Source organism: Sphingomonas sp. AAP5 (assembly GCF_004354345.1).
GTDB lineage: Bacteria > Pseudomonadota > Alphaproteobacteria > Sphingomonadales > Sphingomonadaceae > Sphingomonas > Sphingomonas glacialis.
The window spans coordinates 83,079-101,313 of sequence record NZ_CP037915.1 but is presented as its reverse complement, the minus strand read 5'-3'; the positions used below and the strand labels follow the sequence as shown (position 1 = coordinate 101,313).

Sequence of the window (18,235 nt, the reverse complement as noted above, 5' to 3'; positions counted from 1 at the left end):
CCGCGTGCTCTATGCCTTTCGGCGCCGATCCGCTTGGGCAGCCGATTGAAAAAACGCATATTCTGCGGTTTCCTCGAAGCGAACATGAGGCACTATCAGCGAGGTGGACGCGTTGACGATATATGGCCGCATTTCCTTGTGGAACGGCCGTTGATCGATCTTCGCTAGAACCTGAAACCCTCCCAGGCCCATGCTGAACACATTCAGGTTTCCAGACCGGATGCGGAATGGATTGAAGATAAATCTGCGCGCGTCATGATCGGCAGAGGCATACCGTAGCAAAGCGATCTCGATTTCAGGGAAATCTGGAAGGTTGCTCAGCCCGAACAATATGTTGCCGATGATGGACTCGTATCTCCCCAGGGTGATTTCGATCCATTCCTCTCGCACGCTGATCGATGCCCGCCAGAGGATTGCCAACATCGCGCGCGCAAAGATCGCGCCGTTGAATTCCGATTGCCGGTAAAGACTGCCTGTCGGAGCGGCGCTGCTCGCCGGCAACGACCCGCAGAAATTGATCGCATATTCGTCAAACACACCAAGCTTGCCGTCGCATTCGGAGCACAGAATGTTGAGATCGAATGGCCCTAGAGGTTGGTTCGCGGGTTTTGCGCCGCCCGCGCGAACCGCTTTGTTATGACCGTCCGCTTCGCTCAAGGGCCGCGCAAACCCCTGCGGGATGATGTGCGCTTTGCAGAGCTTGGTAGCGTCGCAATCGGGCGCTCTGCACTGAGCGAGAGGCATCCCTTCATCTCCTCGCCGGACGACCTTCATAGCGGCTCATAATACTGATCGCAGCCCGTCAGCTCTGAAAAATCGGCGGACGGAAAGGTGACGATCCTGCGGATGCACTCCCTGGGCAAGGCAACTCGGACGCGGTCATGCGGCAGACCATCGTAGGAGTGGCCAGCACGCCAAGCAGAGAACTGCCGCGCAATGTGCGACTCGAACCCGAGGCTATCTGGAAACAAAGCGATGGGGATCGCCGCCTCCACAACGGATGGGATACCAACCGATCGCAACACCGGTCCGAGCGTCGGGTCGCGGTCGATCGCCGCGTACAGGGATTCCCCACCCCAGAAGCGGAGAAAATCCTCAATCCCCGTGTCGTTATGCGGCCGCGTGAACAGAAACCAGATGCGGCCAGCTCGGGTTGGCGAGTCTGCCTGGTGCCGTCCCTTGAACCCATCGGCGATAGCCGAGGAGAAAGCGCCTTCCGCTTGTGCTGCATCGATCCGCTGGAGCAACGCGTCAACGCTGGGCAGAAACATGCCATTGGCGAGGATGGCTTCTGCTTCGCGCGCCGTCAGGCGAGTGTTATGCCAAGCGAGAATGTCATGAGGCTCGAGCAGGGCGTAGAGCCTGCGAATGATATCGTCATATTCATAGGGCGTCGCAAAGCGCTGAACGCCGTGCCAGTCGTCGAGAATCGCGACCGTCTCGTCGAGGAAATTGATGACCTCCGCCGGCCATGTGGCGGGCGCATCGTAATCAAGAATCATGGCGCCTTCTCGATCATCGAGGCGAGGCAGAAAGGCAAACCCGCTTTCACGCTGGGAAGGCTTCGGAAACCCGGTTCGAGGTCGCCCAGAGCGCGGACATGCCGGAGAGTTGGTCGAGGATGAGCGGCTCGCGCAATCGTACGTCGACGCTTCGCAGATGAAGGCAGGCCGCGCTGTTCGAAACGCGATAGGGCAGGGTCAGCACGGTCTCGCCCAACCCGGCGTGGTGCGGATAGAGCAAGACCAACTCACCGCAGTCGTACAATTGGCCGTAGGCCATCATCTGGTAGACATCGGACTGGCTGACACCGTGCTTACGATCCTCGACCGAAGGTGACAGCCGTTTCCACTTGGTGTCGATTATCGCGACAACTTTCCCGCCGTCCTTAGGATGGCGACGGAGAACCAAGTCGGGCTTCGTCTGGAAGCGCCCGCGCCCCCCCTCCTCAATCAAACAGAACAACCGACCGCCCTGCGCCTCCACGCTCAGATCGAGCGGGCGGATCGCCTTTCTCATCAAAGCCGCGACATAGGCTTCGAACAGATCATTCATCGGAAAGAGGAGCGCGATCCCTTGGCCGACGTCAGAGGCGCGGTGCGTCGCCTGCCAGTCGCGCTTTAGAAACAGCCGCGCGAGCCCGTAGAGCGTTTCCCAGCGGCGATTGGTCCGGTCGATGCGAACCGATCCCCAAGGAAGGGCGGACACGTCGACATCGCTGATATCCGCCAGAACGAAGCGCAACTCGTCGAGTTTCCGGGTTGTCGCCCCTGCCCTGGCATGGCGACGGAGCGCGATCACACATGCCTTCATGACCTGCAAAAGCGGAATATCGTTGGAGAGAGCGTCAAACCGGCAAGCAAGCCTATCCGGCCGCACTGCATGCGCGGTAAATTGCCTCACCACGTTCAGGCGGCCACGCAGGGCCGGCAGGTCTTGCTCCTGTGCCAGATACATCCGCGGCAACCCGCGCCGCGCCTCTTTCAACAGCTTGTCAGCAAAAATCCGGATCAGGATATCAAGCAGGCTCTCTTGCTGCCGTGCCATACTCGCCGCCACGCCATCGCCGATGTTCAATCCCAAGGCCACATCAAGCATTCGAACCAGACGCTGGCGCACGGAGCTCCGGGTTTCGATGTCCTCCCCTTCCGTTGGGTCGATCTTCGGAAGGATTTCGAGGCTGCATCCCGGCGCGGCGATCACCCCGACCATCTGTCGTGCGGTCAGGTGGCGGTAGTGATCGCCGAGGATCCCCGTGCCCTCATCACCGCCGAGGGGGTGAGCGCGAGCAGCAGCGATCAGCGCATTGGCCTGCGCGCGCGTGAAGCCGGCCTCGTCTGATCGATCGAGTACTGGGACACGTCCCCATTCGCTGACCGACAAATGGCTCATTCGGGCTCGGATTCTGCCGGCGCCTTGCCGACCAGGCCTGCGAAGGCATCATCCCCGAACCTGTCGCGCACGAACCAGCTATCGCGCTCCTCGCCTTCGATGCCCGGGGGAGGTGCGAGCTTTCGCGCGCCGATGAAGCCATCGCCAAGCACGCCCTGTATCCGGCTCCAATCCTCAAAGAAATATTCCTGAAGAAGCGGAATCACCTTGTCTCGCATGACGCTGGCGACAGCCGCTCGGCTGTCGCATCCCATGAAAAACGCGTGACCGATCCGATGTTCTCGATCGATCAGGTACTCGATCCGGTCGTTGATCTTCACAAGCACAGCCTTCAGATCGATGCCATCGACGGTCCCGAGCAACTCCGGTCTTGGCGTGATCTCCTGGAAGACGAAGCGGCGGCGTAACGCTGTATCGAGCAGCGCGATCGAGCGGTCGGCCGTGTTCATCGTACCGATGATGTGAAGGTTGGCGGGGACGCCGAAGTCTCGCTTCTTCGAGTAAGGCAAGGTCAAAGTCAGGGCATTGTCCATACCGAGCCGCTTGTCAGGCTCGATCAAGGTGATCAGCTCGCCGAAAACCTTGGAGATATTGGCTCGGTTGATTTCATCGATGATGAGAACGAACTGGTCAGGCTCGACCTCTCCTTCACCAACCGCTTCCGCGCTCTCATCGCCAATCAGGCGCCCGAGTGCCGGCAGGTTCACCCGCTTCGTCGCGATCGGATAAAGCGTGCGCATCGTGAAGTTGCCGTCGACGATGGTGTCGAGGGCTAAAGGCTCATCGAGCGTGAGCAGCCAACGCACATCCCGCCGATGCGCGTAATGCCCCTCGGCTGAAGGTTCATATCGATAGTCGCCTGTTACCTCGGCGACGGCCCGGAAGGCCGTATTACCGTAGGGGACAATGACGATGTCGCCCACCTTCATTTCACTGCGGAAGGGCCACATCTGGGTCCAATTGCTGGGTGTGGGATCCTCGGGATTCCGTTCAAGCCACTCCGCCTTGATTGCTTCGAAGGTGGAAAATCGCTCGTCACTCCAGTCTATCGAACCTCCCCAACCGAGCGTGATGTAGTTATTTGAAATCGCAGCATCGTAGACATCGTCCTCGCTGCCGATCGCGCCTTGGCCCATCTTCCAAAACCGGCGATCGCTGAAATCGAAGCCTGTTGCACTGACCGGCGGCACGGTGCGCGTGCGCGCCTGATCGGCAAGCGCACAAATTTCACGGAAGATGCCAGGACGTGCCTCAAGCCGAAAACCGACCGTGGCTCCGTCGTTGTCTCCGGTCTCAGGGCGCAGCCCCTCCACGAAGCTCTCATAGTCGTAATTCTGGTGGAAGGTGACGAAGGCGATCCGTTTCTCTGCCTCCAGGTCGCGATATCGGCCCATGAGGGTCTTCCTGCCATCCGCGGTGTCAGGATAATCCGCACTGCCGTCACAGAGCGCCACGGCCTCACGGGCCGTCTGATAGGTCTTGCCGGTGCCCGGCGGTCCAAAGAGGATGAGGTTGGTTGGCAATTGCTTTGGCCCGGTCACGTCGCCAGCCTTCGATTTCAGTGAAAAGGTCAGTTTGCGGGTCGTGCTTTGCCGCGGCCCCTCCGCTGTTGGGCGCGGCACATTTGCAAGCTCCAAAAAGAGTCGGCCCTCAAGCGCCTGACAGATGTTCGGCCACGCCATCTGCAGGCCCATCTCATTGTTCAGCGGTCCAACGGTGATCGTTACCGTCGGCTGCCCCTCGGCGCGCGCAGGGGTGATGTAATTGTCCAAGACGTACCGACGGATCTTGTCCGCCTGGCTCTCGTCTTCCTCGTCCTCGTCCGTCGTCTCAGACGTCGAATAGTTCGGATCACGACCTTCGCGAAAATAGCCATATTGCTTGAGGGCCGCGATCATGTTTCCTAGCTGGACATGCGGCTCCTCCGCTTTTGGCACCACGGCCCGCATGCCTTCCAGATCTGCTTCCGGGTCGCTCTTAAGCGCGGTCAGCTTGTCGAGAAGTTGCTGCCATTTCCCGGCATCGAACAGTTCGTCGAGCGTGTCTTCGGCGAAGCCGAGACCGTGTATACCGCGTTCCGCCCGGAAGCTTCGACGGACTCGGTTGTCCGTTGCCTTTTTGGTCAGGGACTGTCCCTTCCAAAGGCGTTTGCCCAACCAAGTCCTGAACTCTTGTTCCTGCATCTCTTCCCCCACGCCGGGCCAGCGGCACCGAATTTGATATCTTTCTATGCAGCCCTAATGACCTTCGGGACGACCGTCAGACCAAGGAAGCGGGTTCGCCTTTGCGGCGAGATAACTCGCATCCAGGCGTGGCGTCAGGAGCAGGATGGCCGATATGCGTCGCGCCGCGTCAGGCAAGAACATCATCTCTTGGATGGATAGAGGGCGGCCCAGCACCCCTTGCTCTCGATAGGAGAGCCACTTTTTCAAAACTTGGTATCCTGAGAGCGAATAACTCCACACCAATTCTGGGATGTTTTTGAGAAATACGCGGTCAGATAAATAAATATCGTATGTTGCCAGTCCGAGAAGGGCAAAAAGCTCCTCGCTATCAATCTCCTGCGCCGCGGCCTCCTCCTCGAAAGCCACGCGCTCTTCGACGGAGTAACCACGACGGACAACCTTCCCTCTTCCGGGCATGACAATCTGGTTTCCGTTGGCGGTGATCTGGATGTTGCCCCAGCCGGCCCGTACCGACAGATCGTCGTCAGCAATCATTTCACCATCGGTGCGGGCCGGTTGGGCGACGACCCTTAGACCCGGATGTGCAGCGCCGCCGATCATTGGCGCGACGTTTGATTCGGTGTCGAGCAGCTTCGCCAGTATCTCGCCAGCTCCTGCAGAGACGGCGAGGACGGGAGGATCTGCCGGTACAGGAACGCGCGGCCACCCCATCCGCAACGCGCTCCTGTTGTCCGTCCTGTTCGCCGGCGAATGCAACATGGCGAGCGCGTGATGAAATATTGTTGTTGGCGCGAGCTCTAGGTCTCGTAGATACTCAGCAACCGAACGCGAGAGGTTGATCCTCGGCTCACCTTTAGGCTCGTCCGGTGCGAGCAGCATCGGGAAGAAGGTAGAGAACCCACTCCCATAATTATCCGCAAGCGTGCTCGTCAGAGCGCCGCGATCGAAGCTCTCCTGAGTTTGCTTCTCACGCGCCTCGATCCAGAGATTTCCGCTGAACGCATTCGGAAAGAAGTCGGGGCTTTTTTCACCCAGCAGCTTTGTCTCCGGTTCCCAATATATCCATCGCGTGTCGAATGGGCGGTAGCTGTACTTCACGATGTTATCAGCAAGGATGCCCGTTTTCAGAAGTTCAGCTCGCGTCTTGGCCGGTTCATATCGCTTAGTTGCTTGAGAAGCCTCGGGGTAGCGAGATGCGAAATTCTCGAAGCTCAATGCCGTATCGTAATATTCAGCAATACGTTTGCCGAGCGCATTACGGTCAATATCTACAAGAAATTGATCACGTTTCGTCTGAACACCAGACATATATGCCGGCAGCAATTCCGTGATCTGTGGCCAATCTAAATATCCGTTCTGGAGGTTGGTCTTGATGAACGGCAGGCCAAGCGGCAGCGAAGGCGTGATCTTTTCGTAGATGTCCTCAGCCGCCGCGCTCCCGGTCGCTGCGAGTTCGTCTACCTTACCCGTGCCCCAGAGCAATCGTGACTCGATGGTCGATGCGGCGACATGGTCCAGCCGGCGAACCATCGTCGTGATGGTTGTTCCGACCTGGATTCCCTCTCGATTTTGAACCGTCGAGAAGATCGAAGGGTCTGCAAGGCCATCCGGTGTCTTCTTCCCTGTCTTATATTTGTCGCCGTTCAAAACATCGACGCGGATAGCGTCAAACACGTCGAGAAAACGCTCGCGCATTCCCGTGAACGATAAGCCGTCGAGCCATGAGTAATTCGATATGAAGCAGACGACACCCGCGCCTGTCTTGTCGATGATGCGCCGCTCGGCCATCCGAAAGAAGCGAACGTACAGGTCGTTGAGGCCCTGTCCTTCGGGCGGTTGGACAGCCTTAGTCGTCTTATAAGCTGACGATAGCTCGCGCTCTTCCTCAACGGCGACACCCGCAAAGCCGTTATAAGGAGGATTGCCTAGGATCACTAAAATAGGCGCGTCCTGCTTCACTTCGTCAGCGCGTCGCCGTTCTTCTTCGAGTTCGGGGAAGGGCAACGGCTTCGATACCACCGGCTCCCAACCGGTCAGCGCGTTGGTGAGATAGACTCTCGCCCGCTCGTCTTCCGATTGCAGAACCGCGCCCAACGAGCGCAGAACAAGCCCCGCCTGAAGATGCGCGACGATGAAAGGCGCGGGCATGATCTCAAATCCGAAAACGCGTTCCAGCGCAGCTTTCTTGACCAATTGGCCCGTCATGCTGCCATAGCCCGCTGCAGCCAATGACTCGCTGATCCTGCGTAGGACCGACGCGATAAACGTCCCGGTCCCGCAGCACGGGTCAAGAATGTATACGTTCTCGGATGCCAGACCCTCAGGCAGCCCGAGGTCTGTTTTCAACGCAAGGTCTACCCGCGCGACCATATAATCGACGACAGGTGTCGGCGTGTACCATACGCCTAGTTCCTTGCGCAGGACCGGGTCAAAGGCCTCAAGAAACGGCTCATAGAAATAGGGCACCGCCTCGGCGTCGTCGAACTTGTCGAAGAATGAGTCGACCTGAACTCGATTCAGCGTCCCCGCCGTCCAATCCAGCACCTCCGTCAGGTGCAACGGCTGGAGGTGGAGGGGGCTTGCGATTTGCTGGAAGAGAGTACGTACGAACGGAACATTAAGGTGCCAAACTGCACCATGCCAGTCGAACCGCTCCGTCGGCCTCGGTAGCTGGCGAGCCCAAAGCACCCAGGCGGAAAACACTCCATAGAAGAGCGTTTGCACGAGCGTGGATCGGAAGAAATGGTCGCCCTTCTCAGCTTCGAAAGCGACTCCCAAAGCCCCTTCAAGCGACTCGCGGACGGTGTGAAGCGCGGGTAGATCTCCGGCATCCGTAACCCTTTGAAGCGCGTCTCTTGCGTAGGATGCGAGGAACCAAGCGACGTCTTTTGGTTCATGGAGTGCTACAGATTGTGTGAGAGCGCGGCGGAGGAACTCAAAGAAAGTGCGCCCGTATTGCCGTGCCGATTTCGTTGGTTCCGAGACCAAGTCCCAGAATGCTTTCTCGGACGTAGCAAACCGGAAGGTTTCCAGCCGCACTGGCAATCCGCCCGGCCCTTCGCCGATGACGATGAAATCGCGTAAATTTGTGACGAGGACGCTTCGGTAAGCGCCAAAATATTTGGTGACCTGTTCCGTTTTGGCGGTCACCCAAGCGTCGTCACCGACGCTCTTCATTTCAATCACGCCGCGCTCGGGGGACTGGCCGCGCCGAGGTTCTCCCTTCTGCAGCTGCGACGCTGCGAAAAGGCCAAAATCGGGGTGGCCCGCGCCAGTGTTTCCAAGGTCCGACAGGCATATGACCCGCGGGCTCAACTCGGCGCCGATGCCGTTGAGGACTTCAGCAAAAGCGGGATAATAAGACCGCTCTTTGGTTCCCGCTCCTAGGCTTCGAACATCCCTGAGCGATCGAAAATAGCTCTCAATCTTGGCCTCGACCTTATCCACGTGTACCCAATGCCCCCATCCTCTCACGGGGGCGTGATCGCCCCAAGCCTGCGTCTGCGCCCATACGGAGAGTCAATCCGAATATCGCGGCGATGCTGCCGCGTGGCAATGTCAAACCTGACCCGCTGGCCGCGGCCCTAAACGTCGACTTCAATCGCCAGCTTAAGCTGCATATGCTGACAATATTCCGTCGAGCCGCGATATTTTACTGAATTCACGCGGCGGCCGCAAAGATGTGTTGGATCAGAAAAGGATCGCCCGTGCCGCTGCGGTGATGCGATATATAGAAGACGCGCTTAATCTGGGGCACGAAGCTCGATCTGAGCAGCGCGGCGTCGCCGTCAATCATCAGGTCACGGCCGCTGTACATAATCGTCGTCTGGACAGACTGGATCGCGAGAAAGATCTGGCTGTCATGCGCCTACCGTGCCGTTTCAAATTCAGGTGATCCGATAATACATGCAGGACTAAGGTTCTCGACATTTATTACTTCGCAGTTGTCACACTGATCCAATTAACCAGCCGCTAGTTAGCGGCGTGGATCAGGCGTATCATCAGAATTCTTCTAAATGGCTGCAGATTTAGACGTCGAGCGCTGCATCATGCCAGCACGGCACGTGCCGCGGCGCGCTCACCGTGTTCGAACGCCTCGGCAAAGCTGTCGAGGTCGGCGCTGGTCATGCCGAGCGCGCGTCCCTCGTCTTGCCAAGCCGCGACGGCATGTTCGACCTGAGCTAGCATCTCCCTCGCGCGATACGGGCTGATGCGAAAGTATGGCAGCACCGACATCAGGGCATCGATCGTCGCTTCAGGTCCAACCTCTTCCGAGACCCAGGTCTTCAGCTCGCGCAGTCGCTCGGGGAATGGATTGATGTCGAAGGCTGGCGCCAGCCGCCACAGGCCACGGTCGACGTGCAGGAAACCGTGGTTCATCAGGTGATCGTCGACGTTCGTAATCAGGATCGAGAAAGCGATCCGGCGCCATAGCTCCTCGATGTCGGCGGTGGGGGCGCTGCCATTTACCCGAAGCGCATCGACGATCTCGGTATAGGCGTGCTCCTGCGCATCGCCGGGCTCCGCACCGATCATCGTCGCTGCCGAGACGTACATGAGCCGCCCGCCCCCTGCGGGCCGATCGAACCGCCGGATCAGCGCGATCGCGTCACCATCGCTTTCGATCAGCCGGGCTTCGGCCGCGTCGATCCCGGCGCGACGGGCCAGCCGCATCGCCAGTACCTCCCCTCGTGTGACCGAGCGCTCGTCGGCGACGCTCGGAAACTTGCCGATCGACACGCGCCCTTCGTCATCGACGACGGTGCATTTGGGGCGGAGTCCACCGAGCGAAGTGCCGCGACCGCGCAGATAGGCAAGGTCTGCCGCGGTTTCGGTATTGGTCTCGACCGCACGACTGGCAGCGAGGAGGTGGCCCAGCTCGATGAGGGGCGGCGTGGTGCGGCGACCATCCTCGGTCGCGCGCTGAGCAACCCCCTGTTCGTCGACAAGGCGTAGTGCCCCCACCCGGCTGACGTCATCGACTGCCAAGAGATAATCGAGGCCGTTCAGTGCACGAGCATCGACCTCATCACCGCGGCGGCGGGCATCCTGCCGCCGCTTGGCATGGTCGCGCTGGATGACGCGCTTCCCCCAGCCGTCCGGTTCGGTGTCGGCGATGGCGGCATGGAAGACGGAGCCGGTGCCCACCTTTCGATGGAACTGCGGGCCGGCAACGAGCGGCAGCGCAGGCTCCAGCGCGAAGCGATCGGGCGAGCCGAGCCAAGCGGCATCGTATTCGAAGCCAGCGCTCTCGCGACTTCCTTGCTGATTGTAGTGCACGGATCCGACGCCGCGGGCTTCGTCGCCGATCTGGATGCCGATCGTTCGCCTCACAGCGAAGCCGGCGGTTTGGGTCGGCGGACGCGCTGCGGCATGCGTTCCACGTCGAGTAACAGACCCTGCTCGTCGTTCTTGGCGTCGAGGATCTCTCCGAGGCTCTCGCCAAAACCCAGAACGAAGAAGGTCATGGCGTATGTACCCAACGCGACAGTCGGGTCGCCTTTTTCCAGCTTGAGATATGTGCTCTTGGCCACACCGATGCGTTCGGCCATCATGACCACCGTGAGGCTGCGCTTCTTGCGCGCCAGCGCAATATCGTCGCCCAGCTTCGTCAAGCTCCGCCTCACGCGCGGCGGAAGAGTATCAGCGACAGTCGATCGCATCTAGCGTCTCATATAAGCGCCCATCAGGCCAATACGGTACGTTATACACGACCTTATGCCGCCAGTCGAGATAGCCGGTTCGAAGCGCATTGCCTGGGTTCGACAGGAGCGGATGCAAGTGCCCGCTCGGGCGGCATCGACAGAACCGGTAATCTCCCACAGAGCGTCGGCCGTGGCGGCTTGCTCTTCAGGCAGCCGCCACTGCGGGGCGTGGTACGTGCAAGTCGCATGGCGCGGCGCTATGTCGTTGGTCTACCGATCAGACCGAGCAACCTTCACGAGGCAGAATGAAAGCCCTAGACGCCCTGAAGGCTGCACCCCCTGAGGTGCGCGCAGCAGCGCTTGCCGTTCTCGATCAGGTGTCGGCGCCATTGACCGAGCGACAACTCGCCAGCGCCTTTCGCGCACATGGCATCGGGCTGCTCGATGCCAAACGCATGGCGCGAGCCCTGCGCAAGCTCGATATCATCGCGGTCGCCCCTCGCGGCCCTTGAAGCTCGAGCACTGTGAGCTTCGGACTGGCACGGACGCGCCCTGTCGGGCTACATTCGAAATCGCGCCAAGAACCAGACGCGAGAAGGTAGACGATCATGACAGAAGCGACCTGGGGTGAAAGCGCCAAGACCCCCCAGATCAATTGGCGGATGAGCGCCTCGCTCGAAAACGTCCCGCGCGGCGATAACGACGTCGCTGAAGTCACCAACCTGGAACGAGCAGTTCGCGATTGGCGCGAGCTGGACCCCGAGCATCAAGTCGCAGCCGTCCTGACAGTGGAGCATCCTGTCCAGATCAAGGGCGCCTCCAGCACGACCTTTACCGGTGAGGGTATCGCAGCACTGGCGGAGCACCTGCCGGCTTCCAGCCCAACCGAGGAGTAAGCCGGCATGGCCAATCCCAGCGTCCGCTTCGAGATGGGGGACTATTACTGGGTTGCCGAACGCGAGAGCGTCGGTTTCACGGGTGCCACCAACTTAGGGGTCGTTGAGTTCCTCATTACCAGCGAGGCTCTGACGCAACTCCTTGATCCCGATCGCGATACGCTCGATTCCGAAACTGCCCTCGAGGTCTTCATCGAGTTCGAGAGCGACATTCACCGCATAGCACAGCGCGAGTTCGTCAAGCGGCTCGGCGGGGAGCCCCCGATCCTGCTGACTGCCGCCGACGTAGAAGGCTGAAGCCGTGACGCAAGGAAGCCCAGCCGGATCGATCCATGGCATTCGACGGGCATCACCCCCGAGGTGCCTGAGCCGAGGATGCGGGCGGCACTCTTTCTCACTGATCCAGCACTTCCTCATATCGGCCTGCGCGGCGCAGCTGACGGACAATGCCGTTGAACGCGGCGGTCACACCCTGCGCCCTGCCGATCTCATTCTCCTGGCGCGCCGCATCCCAATAAAGCTCGAGCGGCCAACGCTCCGGGCAATGCGGTAGAAGACACCGAAGCGCCAGGCGAACCTCTACGCCGTCCACGCGCGCGTCCGAGCAGCGGGCGACGCCGCTCCGCAGGATATGGACCGATAGCGCTATGACGACGCGCTGGTGGCGAGCGAGCTTTGCCATCGCTCAACGAAAGTCATGCGATTTGAAGCGAACCGCGTCCTCGGGGTCCATGCCCTCGGCGTGCGGCGGCCAGTAGCAGTTCCGCGGCTCCGGCTTCCAACCCGCGTCACCCCGGTCAGGCGATCCGGCATGCTTGGCCCCGTCGCCGCGGCCGGTACGATGGGGGAACGACATCTCGCCCACGCGGTGCAGCAGATCACCATGGTCGATGATCCGGTCGCAGATGACGTGGATCACCTCGCCCTCTTTCTGCACCCTGCCCTTCATACCGATCATCGATGCGGACATGATCGTGCGGCGTTGCCGCTCGAACCGATCCGGCCATAGTATACCGTTGGCGATCCCGGTTTCGTCCTCGATCGTGATGAACAGCACGCCCTTGGCGGAGCCGGGCTTTTGGCGGACCAGAATGATGCCGGCGACCTCAACGTGCCGGCCATCCCGGATGTTCGCGAGTTCGGCGCATTTGGTCACGCCACGCCTGGCCAGCTCACCCCGAACGAACGTCAGCGGATGCGCCCGCAGCGAAAGCTGCAGCGAACGGTAATCCTCGATCACCTCGCGCCCGTCCGTCAACGGACGGAGCGCGACGGACGGTTCGATCCCTTCGGCGCTGATCGTCTCCGCAGCGCGATCCGCGGCGGCGAACAGCGGCAGTGGCGCCTCGCCGAGGCCCCTCACCTTCCACAGGCCCTGCCGCCGATCCGCGCCGAACGCGTGAAACGCATCGGCATCCGCCAGCTTCTCGATCGCCGCGCGTTGGACGCCCGATCGACGCCACACGTCCTCGACAGAATCGAACAGCGTCGTGCTGCGTGCGCCTACAATCGCGGCACCGTCGGCGTTCGACAGCCCGCGCACCTGGCGCAGCCCGAGCCGCACCGCGAGGTAGCGGCCGCCTGTCGGCTCCAGCGTGCAGTCCCAACGGCTCGCGTTGATGCACGGCGGCCGCACCTGGACATCGTGCGCCTGAGCGTCGCGCACGATCTGCGCGGGCGCATAAAATCCCATCGGCTGCGCGTTCATCAGCGAGGCGCAGAAGACGTCGGGATGATGATGCTTCATCCAGCTCGACGCGTAGGAAATTTTGGCGAAGCTCGCCGCGTGGCTTTCCGGGAATCCGTAGGAGCCGAAGCCCTCGAGCTGGCGGAAGGTGCGTTCGGCGAAGTCGCGCGGATAACCGCGCGCGACCATGCCCTCGACCAGCTTCTCCGAGAAGTGCGATACGCCACCGGTGACCTTGAACGTCGCCATCGCTCGACGCAGCTGATCCGCCTCGGCCGGGGTGAAGCCCGCACCCACGATCGCGACCTTCATCGCCTGTTCCTGGAATAGTGGCACGCCGAGCGTCTTTTCCAGCACCGCGCGGAGCTCCGGCCGGGGATATTCGGGCTTCTCCAGCCCCTCGCGCCGACGAAGATAGGGATGAACCATGTCGCCTTGGATCGGCCCGGGTCGGACGATCGCGACCTGGATCACGAGATCGTAGAACCGGCGTGGCTTCATCCGCGGCAGCATCGACATCTGCGCGCGGCTCTCGATCTGGAAGGTGCCGAGCGTGTCGGCCTTCTGGATCATCGCGTACACCGCCGGATCGTCGTCCTGGAGGTCGGCCAGGCCGATGCGGATGCCCTTATCCTGCTCGAGCATGTTGAAGGCACGGTTCATGCAGCCGAGCATGCCGAGGCCGAGCACATCGACCTTCATGAACTTCAGCGCATCGATGTCGTCCTTGTCCCACTCGATGATCTGGCGATCTTCCATCGCGGCGGGCTCGATCGGCACGAGATCGTCCAGCCGATCATGCGTCAGGACAAACCCGCCCGGGTGCTGGCTCATGTGGCGGGGCACGCCGATCAGCTTGCGGGCGAGTTCCAGGGTGAGGCGCAGTCGGCGATCGCCGATATCGAGGTTCAGCTCCTGGACCTGTTTCTCGCCCACGCCTTCGGCGGACCACCCCCATACCAGCCCCGCCAGCGAGGACGTGAGGTCTTCGGGCAACCCCAACGCCTTGCCGACATCGCGCACCGCACCGCGCGCGCGGTAGCGCTGAACGACCGCGGTCAGCGCGGATCGATCACGCCCATAGGTTTCGTAGATCCACTGGATGATCTCTTCTCGACGTTCATGTTCGAAGTCGACGTCGATGTCGGGTGGTTCGCGCCGTTCCCCCGACACGAAGCGCTCGAAGAGAAGCTCGTGCTTGATCGGATCGATCGAGGTCACCCCCAGCACGAAGCACACGCACGAGTTCGCGGCCGAGCCACGCCCTTGGCACAGGATGCCGCGGCGGCGTGCTTCGCGCACGATCGCATAGACGGTGAGGAAATAGGGCGCGTAACCGAGCTCGCCGATCAACCGCATCTCGTGGCCGATCTGGTCGGTATAGGCGGCCGGGACCTTGCCATCGAACATCCGCTCAACCGCCTCGGTCGCGAGCTTCTGCAGCGCGTCCTGCGCACTCAGGCCATCGATCAGCCGCTCGTGGGGATATTGATAGGCCAGCTCACCAAGATCGAAGGTGCAAGCCCAAGCGATATCGACGCTGGCGCGCAGCGCATCGGGATAATCACGAAAGCGCCGGACCATTTCCTCCGGTGATTTGAGCGCGCGATCGGCGTTGATCTCACGGCGGTAGCCGAGCTCATCAACGGTGCACTTCTCGCGCACGGCCGTGACCACGTCCTGCAGAAGGCGGGCTTCGGGCGCATGGTAGAGGACGTCACCGGTTGCGACCGCGCGAACCCCGGCGCCGCCAGCCTGCCTAGCCAGCGCATCGATACGGACGGCGTCGTCCGGCCGCCGTCGCTGGAACAGCGCCATGTACCCGCGTCGGCCGTAAACCGTCTTCAGGTCGGCAAGTGCCGCAAGGTTCGCCTGATCCGCCTCGTCCGGCAGAAGGATCGCAACAATCCCCTCCGACCATGGCTCGAGGTCGTGCCAGTGCAGCAGGCAGCCCCCCTTCCCCGCCCGCTTCTTGCCGAGGGTCAGGAGCCGCGTGATCCGTGACCAGGCGGGGCGATCGGTCGGATAGAGAATCAGGCGACGCCCGCAGGAGAGATCGACACGCGTACCCGCGATCGAGCGGACGCCGGTCGCCTTTTGCGCCTCCCAGGCGCGCACAACGCCCGCCACCGTACCGATGTCGCTGATCCCAATCGCGGAATACCCGAGCAGTGCCGCCGCCGCGAACAGCTCGTCGGGGCTCGACGCGCCGCGCAGCAGCGAGAAATGGGTGAGCACCTGAAGCTCGACATAGGGCGCGCTCATGCGAACACGCCGTGGATCCACCAGCTCAGATCGCCGGTATCATCATGGGTGCCGTCGCCGCGCCGGAATACCCAGAAACGGCCGCCTGCCTCATCCTCGACGCGGTAATAGTCCCGTACCGCCCAAGTCTCGGCGTCGCGGCGCCACCATTCGCCGTGAATCCGCTCGGGGCCATCGCCGGCGACGACCTTGTGCGCTTCGCCACGCCACTCGAAGCGCCGCGGCGGTTGGTCGGGCAGCAGCGCAATGACGCCCCATAAGGGCTCTGGCCTGGCGAAGAGCCGAACCGGCCGCCGCCATGTCGGCCACCCTGCCGGCATTTCGACCGGGTCGGCGCGCGCGACCGCTCGCTCGGGTACATGGCTCGGGATCGGCGCGATCCGATAGACGGCATTCGGGCCAATGCGGCCGGCGACGACATCGACGAGGCGCGCGGGGTCGCGCACCAGAACCTCGCCGGCTAGCACTGCGCCGAGATCCACTGCATCGAGCGGCTCGGTATGCGGCGCCACAAGCAGGAACTGCTCAAGCCCCAGTCCGGGATCAATGCGCTCGATCCTGAGCTTCAGCAGTCGCAGGAGATGGGGAACTTCGCGTGTCGGCCGCGATGTCCCGACGGCAACCACCTGTTCCGTCCCGTCGACGCACAGCCCCGACAGTCGGAGCGATCGCGCACCGAGCCCTCTCGCCTGCAGTACCTCGGCCAAATCGCCCAGCAGATCTTCCATCACCTGCGCGATCGCCTCGGCCGTGCCGATCGGCTCGAGCAAGCGGCGCTCGACGGCTGGAACGGTGACATCTTCGCGCGGTGTGATCGGCTCCGCTACGCCACCGAGCGCCTGATCAAGCCGGGTGATGGCGGGCAGGCCCAGCCGCCGCGCGAGCGGGCCGCGCGCGACCGGCAAAAGGTCTGCGATAGTCTCGAAGCCGAACCGCTTGGCAGCGCTGAGCGCCGTGCCGGTCAGCCGCAAGGCAGCGATCGGTAGCGATGATATCGCTCGGACCGTACCACCGGCCGGCACGATCGTCAGATCTTCCCGGCCGTACCGGGCGAGCGCGTGTGCGGCACCGGGCGTGTCGGCGACCGCAACGCGCGCGGTAAACCCAGCACGCTGGCAAAAGGCGCGCAGGCGTCGGCAAAATCGCTCTTCTCCCCCGTAGAGGTGATCGCAGCCGGCGAGGTCGAGCCACAGGCCATCGGTCGGCGTCGCGGCCGCAATGGGCGACCAACGCCGAACGGCAAGCAGCGCCAGGCGATCGAGCAGGACTGCGTCCGCCTCTGGTTCGGCGGGCCGGAAGTCGAGATCGGACACCAGCGCGCGGGCATGCGTCGCGGCCATTCCGACATGGATGCCGAGCGAGGTCGCCGCGGCACAGACGGCCACAACTTCCTCACGACGCCCAACCTTGCCGACAAGCGCCAGCGGAGCGTGAGCGGTTGCGGGCCGTGTCACGATCATGGCCGGTCGCGTGACCGACTGGTCCTTGTACGGATGGCTCGCAGCTTCCGATCGCCGCCCGAGTTCGCGCATGGGCGGCTTCGCATGCGCCGGAAGCGCGGCTATCTGCCCGGCAACCTCGGCCTTGGTAGGCGATTGCGCCCGCGCCCAGCGCGCACCCGGCCGCCATCCGCCACCCCTCGGGACAGAGCATTCACCCGGATCGTCGTCGACCGGAAGCTGGAGCGCGGGCCGCTCAGGCCGCGGCGTAGCGTGCCGGTCCAGCCGTCTCAGCCGCTCGATGGCCAAGTGCGGCAGGAACAGCGAGACAACCCGTCTCATCGCACCCCTCCACGATCAATGAGAAAGACCCGCCGGTGCGTTGACGCGCCAGCTCGACCGACCAACGGGCGCGTCCCACCCCGGCAACCGTGAGCCGCTGCGACGGGGCGCTGGCAATCCGCCAGCGCGTCCAGGCAGCGGAGGGCTCGCCGAGCGGGTCTTGCGAGCGGCCCCGCCAGCGTCGCAAGAGCAGCACAGGAATGTCGGCTTCAGCAGCGACGAGCTGCAGGCGGCGCGTGGCTACCATCGAAACTTTTGCCGTCTCGGCCACCACCGCTGCCGGCGTACCATCCCGGATCGCGTCCTCGACAACCGCCAGGAGAGCGGCGTCGTCCCCAGGCTGAGCGTAGACCACGTTCGCCGAGCACAACCCGGCTTGCGCCAAGCCAGGCGCGTAGAGATCGTTCCGGCAGCTTGCCCAAAGCACCGGGGCACGCATGTTTTGCGCTTCTCGCGCGGCAATACCGGCAAGGAACAACGTGGCAGCCGCATCGTCGACCAGCGAACAGGTCCGTGCGGCGACCTCGTGCAGCGCTCCAGCCCGGAGCCCTCCCCCGTTCAGCCGGTTGTCGAGGTCACTCACGCCGAATGGCAGGACCCGGTAATCGGCGAGCGGCATCGCGATGCTTCGCAGATGGGCGATGCTCTGGGGAAGCGAATCGAGGACGGCTGACATGGTGGTTAGACTCTACGTGTTCGCTTTATGTTCCGTTACCGCCGGCGCTTGGTCAACGGATTTATGTCTGCCGGATCGAGTCTTTGGGCTTGACCGCAGCCGAGGGCCGGACGGTACGGATTCGTAACGAATACGAGGTCTACAGCGCGATCTCGAGTGAGTTGCCAGTTTCGCCGCGCACGATCACGGGCATCGGCACGAAAACTG

Annotated in this window: 15 protein-coding genes; 3 read left to right on the top strand and 12 right to left on the bottom strand. The window is 62.1% G+C overall.

Going from position 1 to position 18,235, the window contains the following annotated elements; translation table 11 throughout:
• Positions 1-9 precede the first annotated feature (9 nt).
• From E2E30_RS20210 to E2E30_RS20180, 8 genes are all read right to left on the bottom strand, one after another.
• The gene (locus E2E30_RS20210) at positions 10-774 is read right to left on the bottom strand and encodes a hypothetical protein (protein WP_165954608.1); all 765 of its coding nucleotides are present in this window, start codon (positions 772-774) and stop codon (positions 10-12) included.
• Complete coding sequence (locus tag E2E30_RS20205; protein ID WP_133192449.1) at positions 771-1,502, bottom strand: hypothetical protein; 732 nt, start codon at positions 1,500-1,502, stop codon at positions 771-773. The genes E2E30_RS20210 and E2E30_RS20205 overlap by 4 nt, the downstream gene beginning before the upstream one ends.
• Positions 1,503-1,548: 46 nt before the next feature.
• Positions 1,549-2,892: an McrC family protein gene (locus E2E30_RS20200; protein WP_133192448.1), complete on the bottom strand. Its 1,344-nt coding sequence runs from the start codon at positions 2,890-2,892 to the stop codon at positions 1,549-1,551.
• Positions 2,889-5,075 (bottom strand): AAA family ATPase, encoded by a 2,187-nt coding sequence (locus tag E2E30_RS20195; RefSeq protein WP_133192447.1) that lies wholly within the window; start codon positions 5,073-5,075, stop codon positions 2,889-2,891. Before E2E30_RS20195 ends, E2E30_RS20200 begins: the two co-directional genes overlap by 4 nt.
• A gap of 54 nt (positions 5,076-5,129) precedes the next feature.
• Complete coding sequence (locus E2E30_RS20190; protein WP_240699151.1) at positions 5,130-8,525, bottom strand: type ISP restriction/modification enzyme; 3,396 nt, start codon at positions 8,523-8,525, stop codon at positions 5,130-5,132.
• Between the two features lie 214 nt (positions 8,526-8,739).
• The gene (locus E2E30_RS20885) at positions 8,740-8,895 is read right to left on the bottom strand and encodes a hypothetical protein (protein WP_165954607.1); all 156 of its coding nucleotides are present in this window, start codon (positions 8,893-8,895) and stop codon (positions 8,740-8,742) included.
• A 230-nt stretch (positions 8,896-9,125) separates the two neighbouring features.
• Positions 9,126-10,412 (bottom strand): type II toxin-antitoxin system HipA family toxin, encoded by a 1,287-nt coding sequence (locus E2E30_RS20185; RefSeq protein WP_133192446.1) that lies wholly within the window; start codon positions 10,410-10,412, stop codon positions 9,126-9,128.
• Complete coding sequence (locus E2E30_RS20180; protein ID WP_240699150.1) at positions 10,409-10,693, bottom strand: helix-turn-helix domain-containing protein; 285 nt, start codon at positions 10,691-10,693, stop codon at positions 10,409-10,411. Before E2E30_RS20180 ends, E2E30_RS20185 begins: the two co-directional genes overlap by 4 nt.
• A gap of 335 nt (positions 10,694-11,028) precedes the next feature.
• On the opposite strand from E2E30_RS20180, the gene E2E30_RS20175 reads away from it, so the two are divergent.
• The 3 genes from E2E30_RS20175 (at position 11,029) to E2E30_RS20165 (ending at position 11,916) form a co-directional block, all read left to right on the top strand.
• Positions 11,029-11,235, top strand: a complete 207-nt coding sequence (locus E2E30_RS20175) for a hypothetical protein (protein WP_133192444.1) — start codon at positions 11,029-11,031, stop codon at positions 11,233-11,235.
• A 96-nt stretch (positions 11,236-11,331) separates the two neighbouring features.
• Positions 11,332-11,619 (top strand): hypothetical protein, encoded by a 288-nt coding sequence (locus tag E2E30_RS20170; RefSeq protein ID WP_133192443.1) that lies wholly within the window; start codon positions 11,332-11,334, stop codon positions 11,617-11,619.
• Between the two features lie 6 nt (positions 11,620-11,625).
• Positions 11,626-11,916 carry a DUF1488 family protein gene (locus E2E30_RS20165; RefSeq protein ID WP_133192442.1) on the top strand — a complete coding sequence of 97 codons (291 nt, stop codon included), beginning with the start codon at positions 11,626-11,628 and terminating at the stop codon, positions 11,914-11,916.
• Between the two features lie 97 nt (positions 11,917-12,013).
• Here E2E30_RS20165 and E2E30_RS20160 read toward each other — a convergent pair whose 3' ends face one another.
• The 4 genes from E2E30_RS20160 to E2E30_RS20145 are packed head-to-tail and all read right to left on the bottom strand — an operon-like array spanning position 12,014 to position 18,028.
• Complete coding sequence (locus E2E30_RS20160; protein ID WP_056626057.1) at positions 12,014-12,301, bottom strand: hypothetical protein; 288 nt, start codon at positions 12,299-12,301, stop codon at positions 12,014-12,016.
• Between the two features lie 3 nt (positions 12,302-12,304).
• The gene (locus E2E30_RS20155) at positions 12,305-15,571 is read right to left on the bottom strand and encodes an error-prone DNA polymerase (RefSeq protein ID WP_133192441.1); all 3,267 of its coding nucleotides are present in this window, start codon (positions 15,569-15,571) and stop codon (positions 12,305-12,307) included.
• Positions 15,568-17,352 (bottom strand): Y-family DNA polymerase, encoded by a 1,785-nt coding sequence (locus E2E30_RS20150; RefSeq protein WP_335925476.1) that lies wholly within the window; start codon positions 17,350-17,352, stop codon positions 15,568-15,570. Before E2E30_RS20150 ends, E2E30_RS20155 begins: the two co-directional genes overlap by 4 nt.
• Positions 17,267-18,028: an ImuA family protein gene (locus E2E30_RS20145; RefSeq protein WP_240699149.1), complete on the bottom strand. Its 762-nt coding sequence runs from the start codon at positions 18,026-18,028 to the stop codon at positions 17,267-17,269. The genes E2E30_RS20150 and E2E30_RS20145 overlap by 86 nt, the downstream gene beginning before the upstream one ends.
• Positions 18,029-18,235 lie beyond the last annotated feature (207 nt).

Coding starts and splice junctions, on each gene's coding strand:
- E2E30_RS20210 (WP_165954608.1), bottom strand. CDS start 774: ATGAAGGTCGTCCGGCGAGGAGATGAAGGGATGCCTCTCGCTCAGTGC.
- E2E30_RS20205 (WP_133192449.1), bottom strand. CDS start 1,502: ATGATTCTTGATTACGATGCGCCCGCCACATGGCCGGCGGAGGTCATC.
- E2E30_RS20200 (WP_133192448.1), bottom strand. CDS start 2,892: ATGAGCCATTTGTCGGTCAGCGAATGGGGACGTGTCCCAGTACTCGAT.
- E2E30_RS20195 (WP_133192447.1), bottom strand. CDS start 5,075: ATGCAGGAACAAGAGTTCAGGACTTGGTTGGGCAAACGCCTTTGGAAG.
- E2E30_RS20885 (WP_165954607.1), bottom strand. CDS start 8,895: ATGTACAGCGGCCGTGACCTGATGATTGACGGCGACGCCGCGCTGCTC.
- E2E30_RS20175 (WP_133192444.1), top strand. CDS start 11,029: ATGAAAGCCCTAGACGCCCTGAAGGCTGCACCCCCTGAGGTGCGCGCA.
- E2E30_RS20170 (WP_133192443.1), top strand. CDS start 11,332: ATGACAGAAGCGACCTGGGGTGAAAGCGCCAAGACCCCCCAGATCAAT.
- E2E30_RS20165 (WP_133192442.1), top strand. CDS start 11,626: ATGGCCAATCCCAGCGTCCGCTTCGAGATGGGGGACTATTACTGGGTT.
- E2E30_RS20160 (WP_056626057.1), bottom strand. CDS start 12,301: ATGGCAAAGCTCGCTCGCCACCAGCGCGTCGTCATAGCGCTATCGGTC.
- E2E30_RS20155 (WP_133192441.1), bottom strand. CDS start 15,571: ATGAGCGCGCCCTATGTCGAGCTTCAGGTGCTCACCCATTTCTCGCTG.
- E2E30_RS20150 (WP_335925476.1), bottom strand. CDS start 17,352: ATGAGACGGGTTGTCTCGCTGTTCCTGCCGCACTTGGCCATCGAGCGG.
- E2E30_RS20145 (WP_240699149.1), bottom strand. CDS start 18,028: ATGTCAGCCGTCCTCGATTCGCTTCCCCAGAGCATCGCCCATCTGCGA.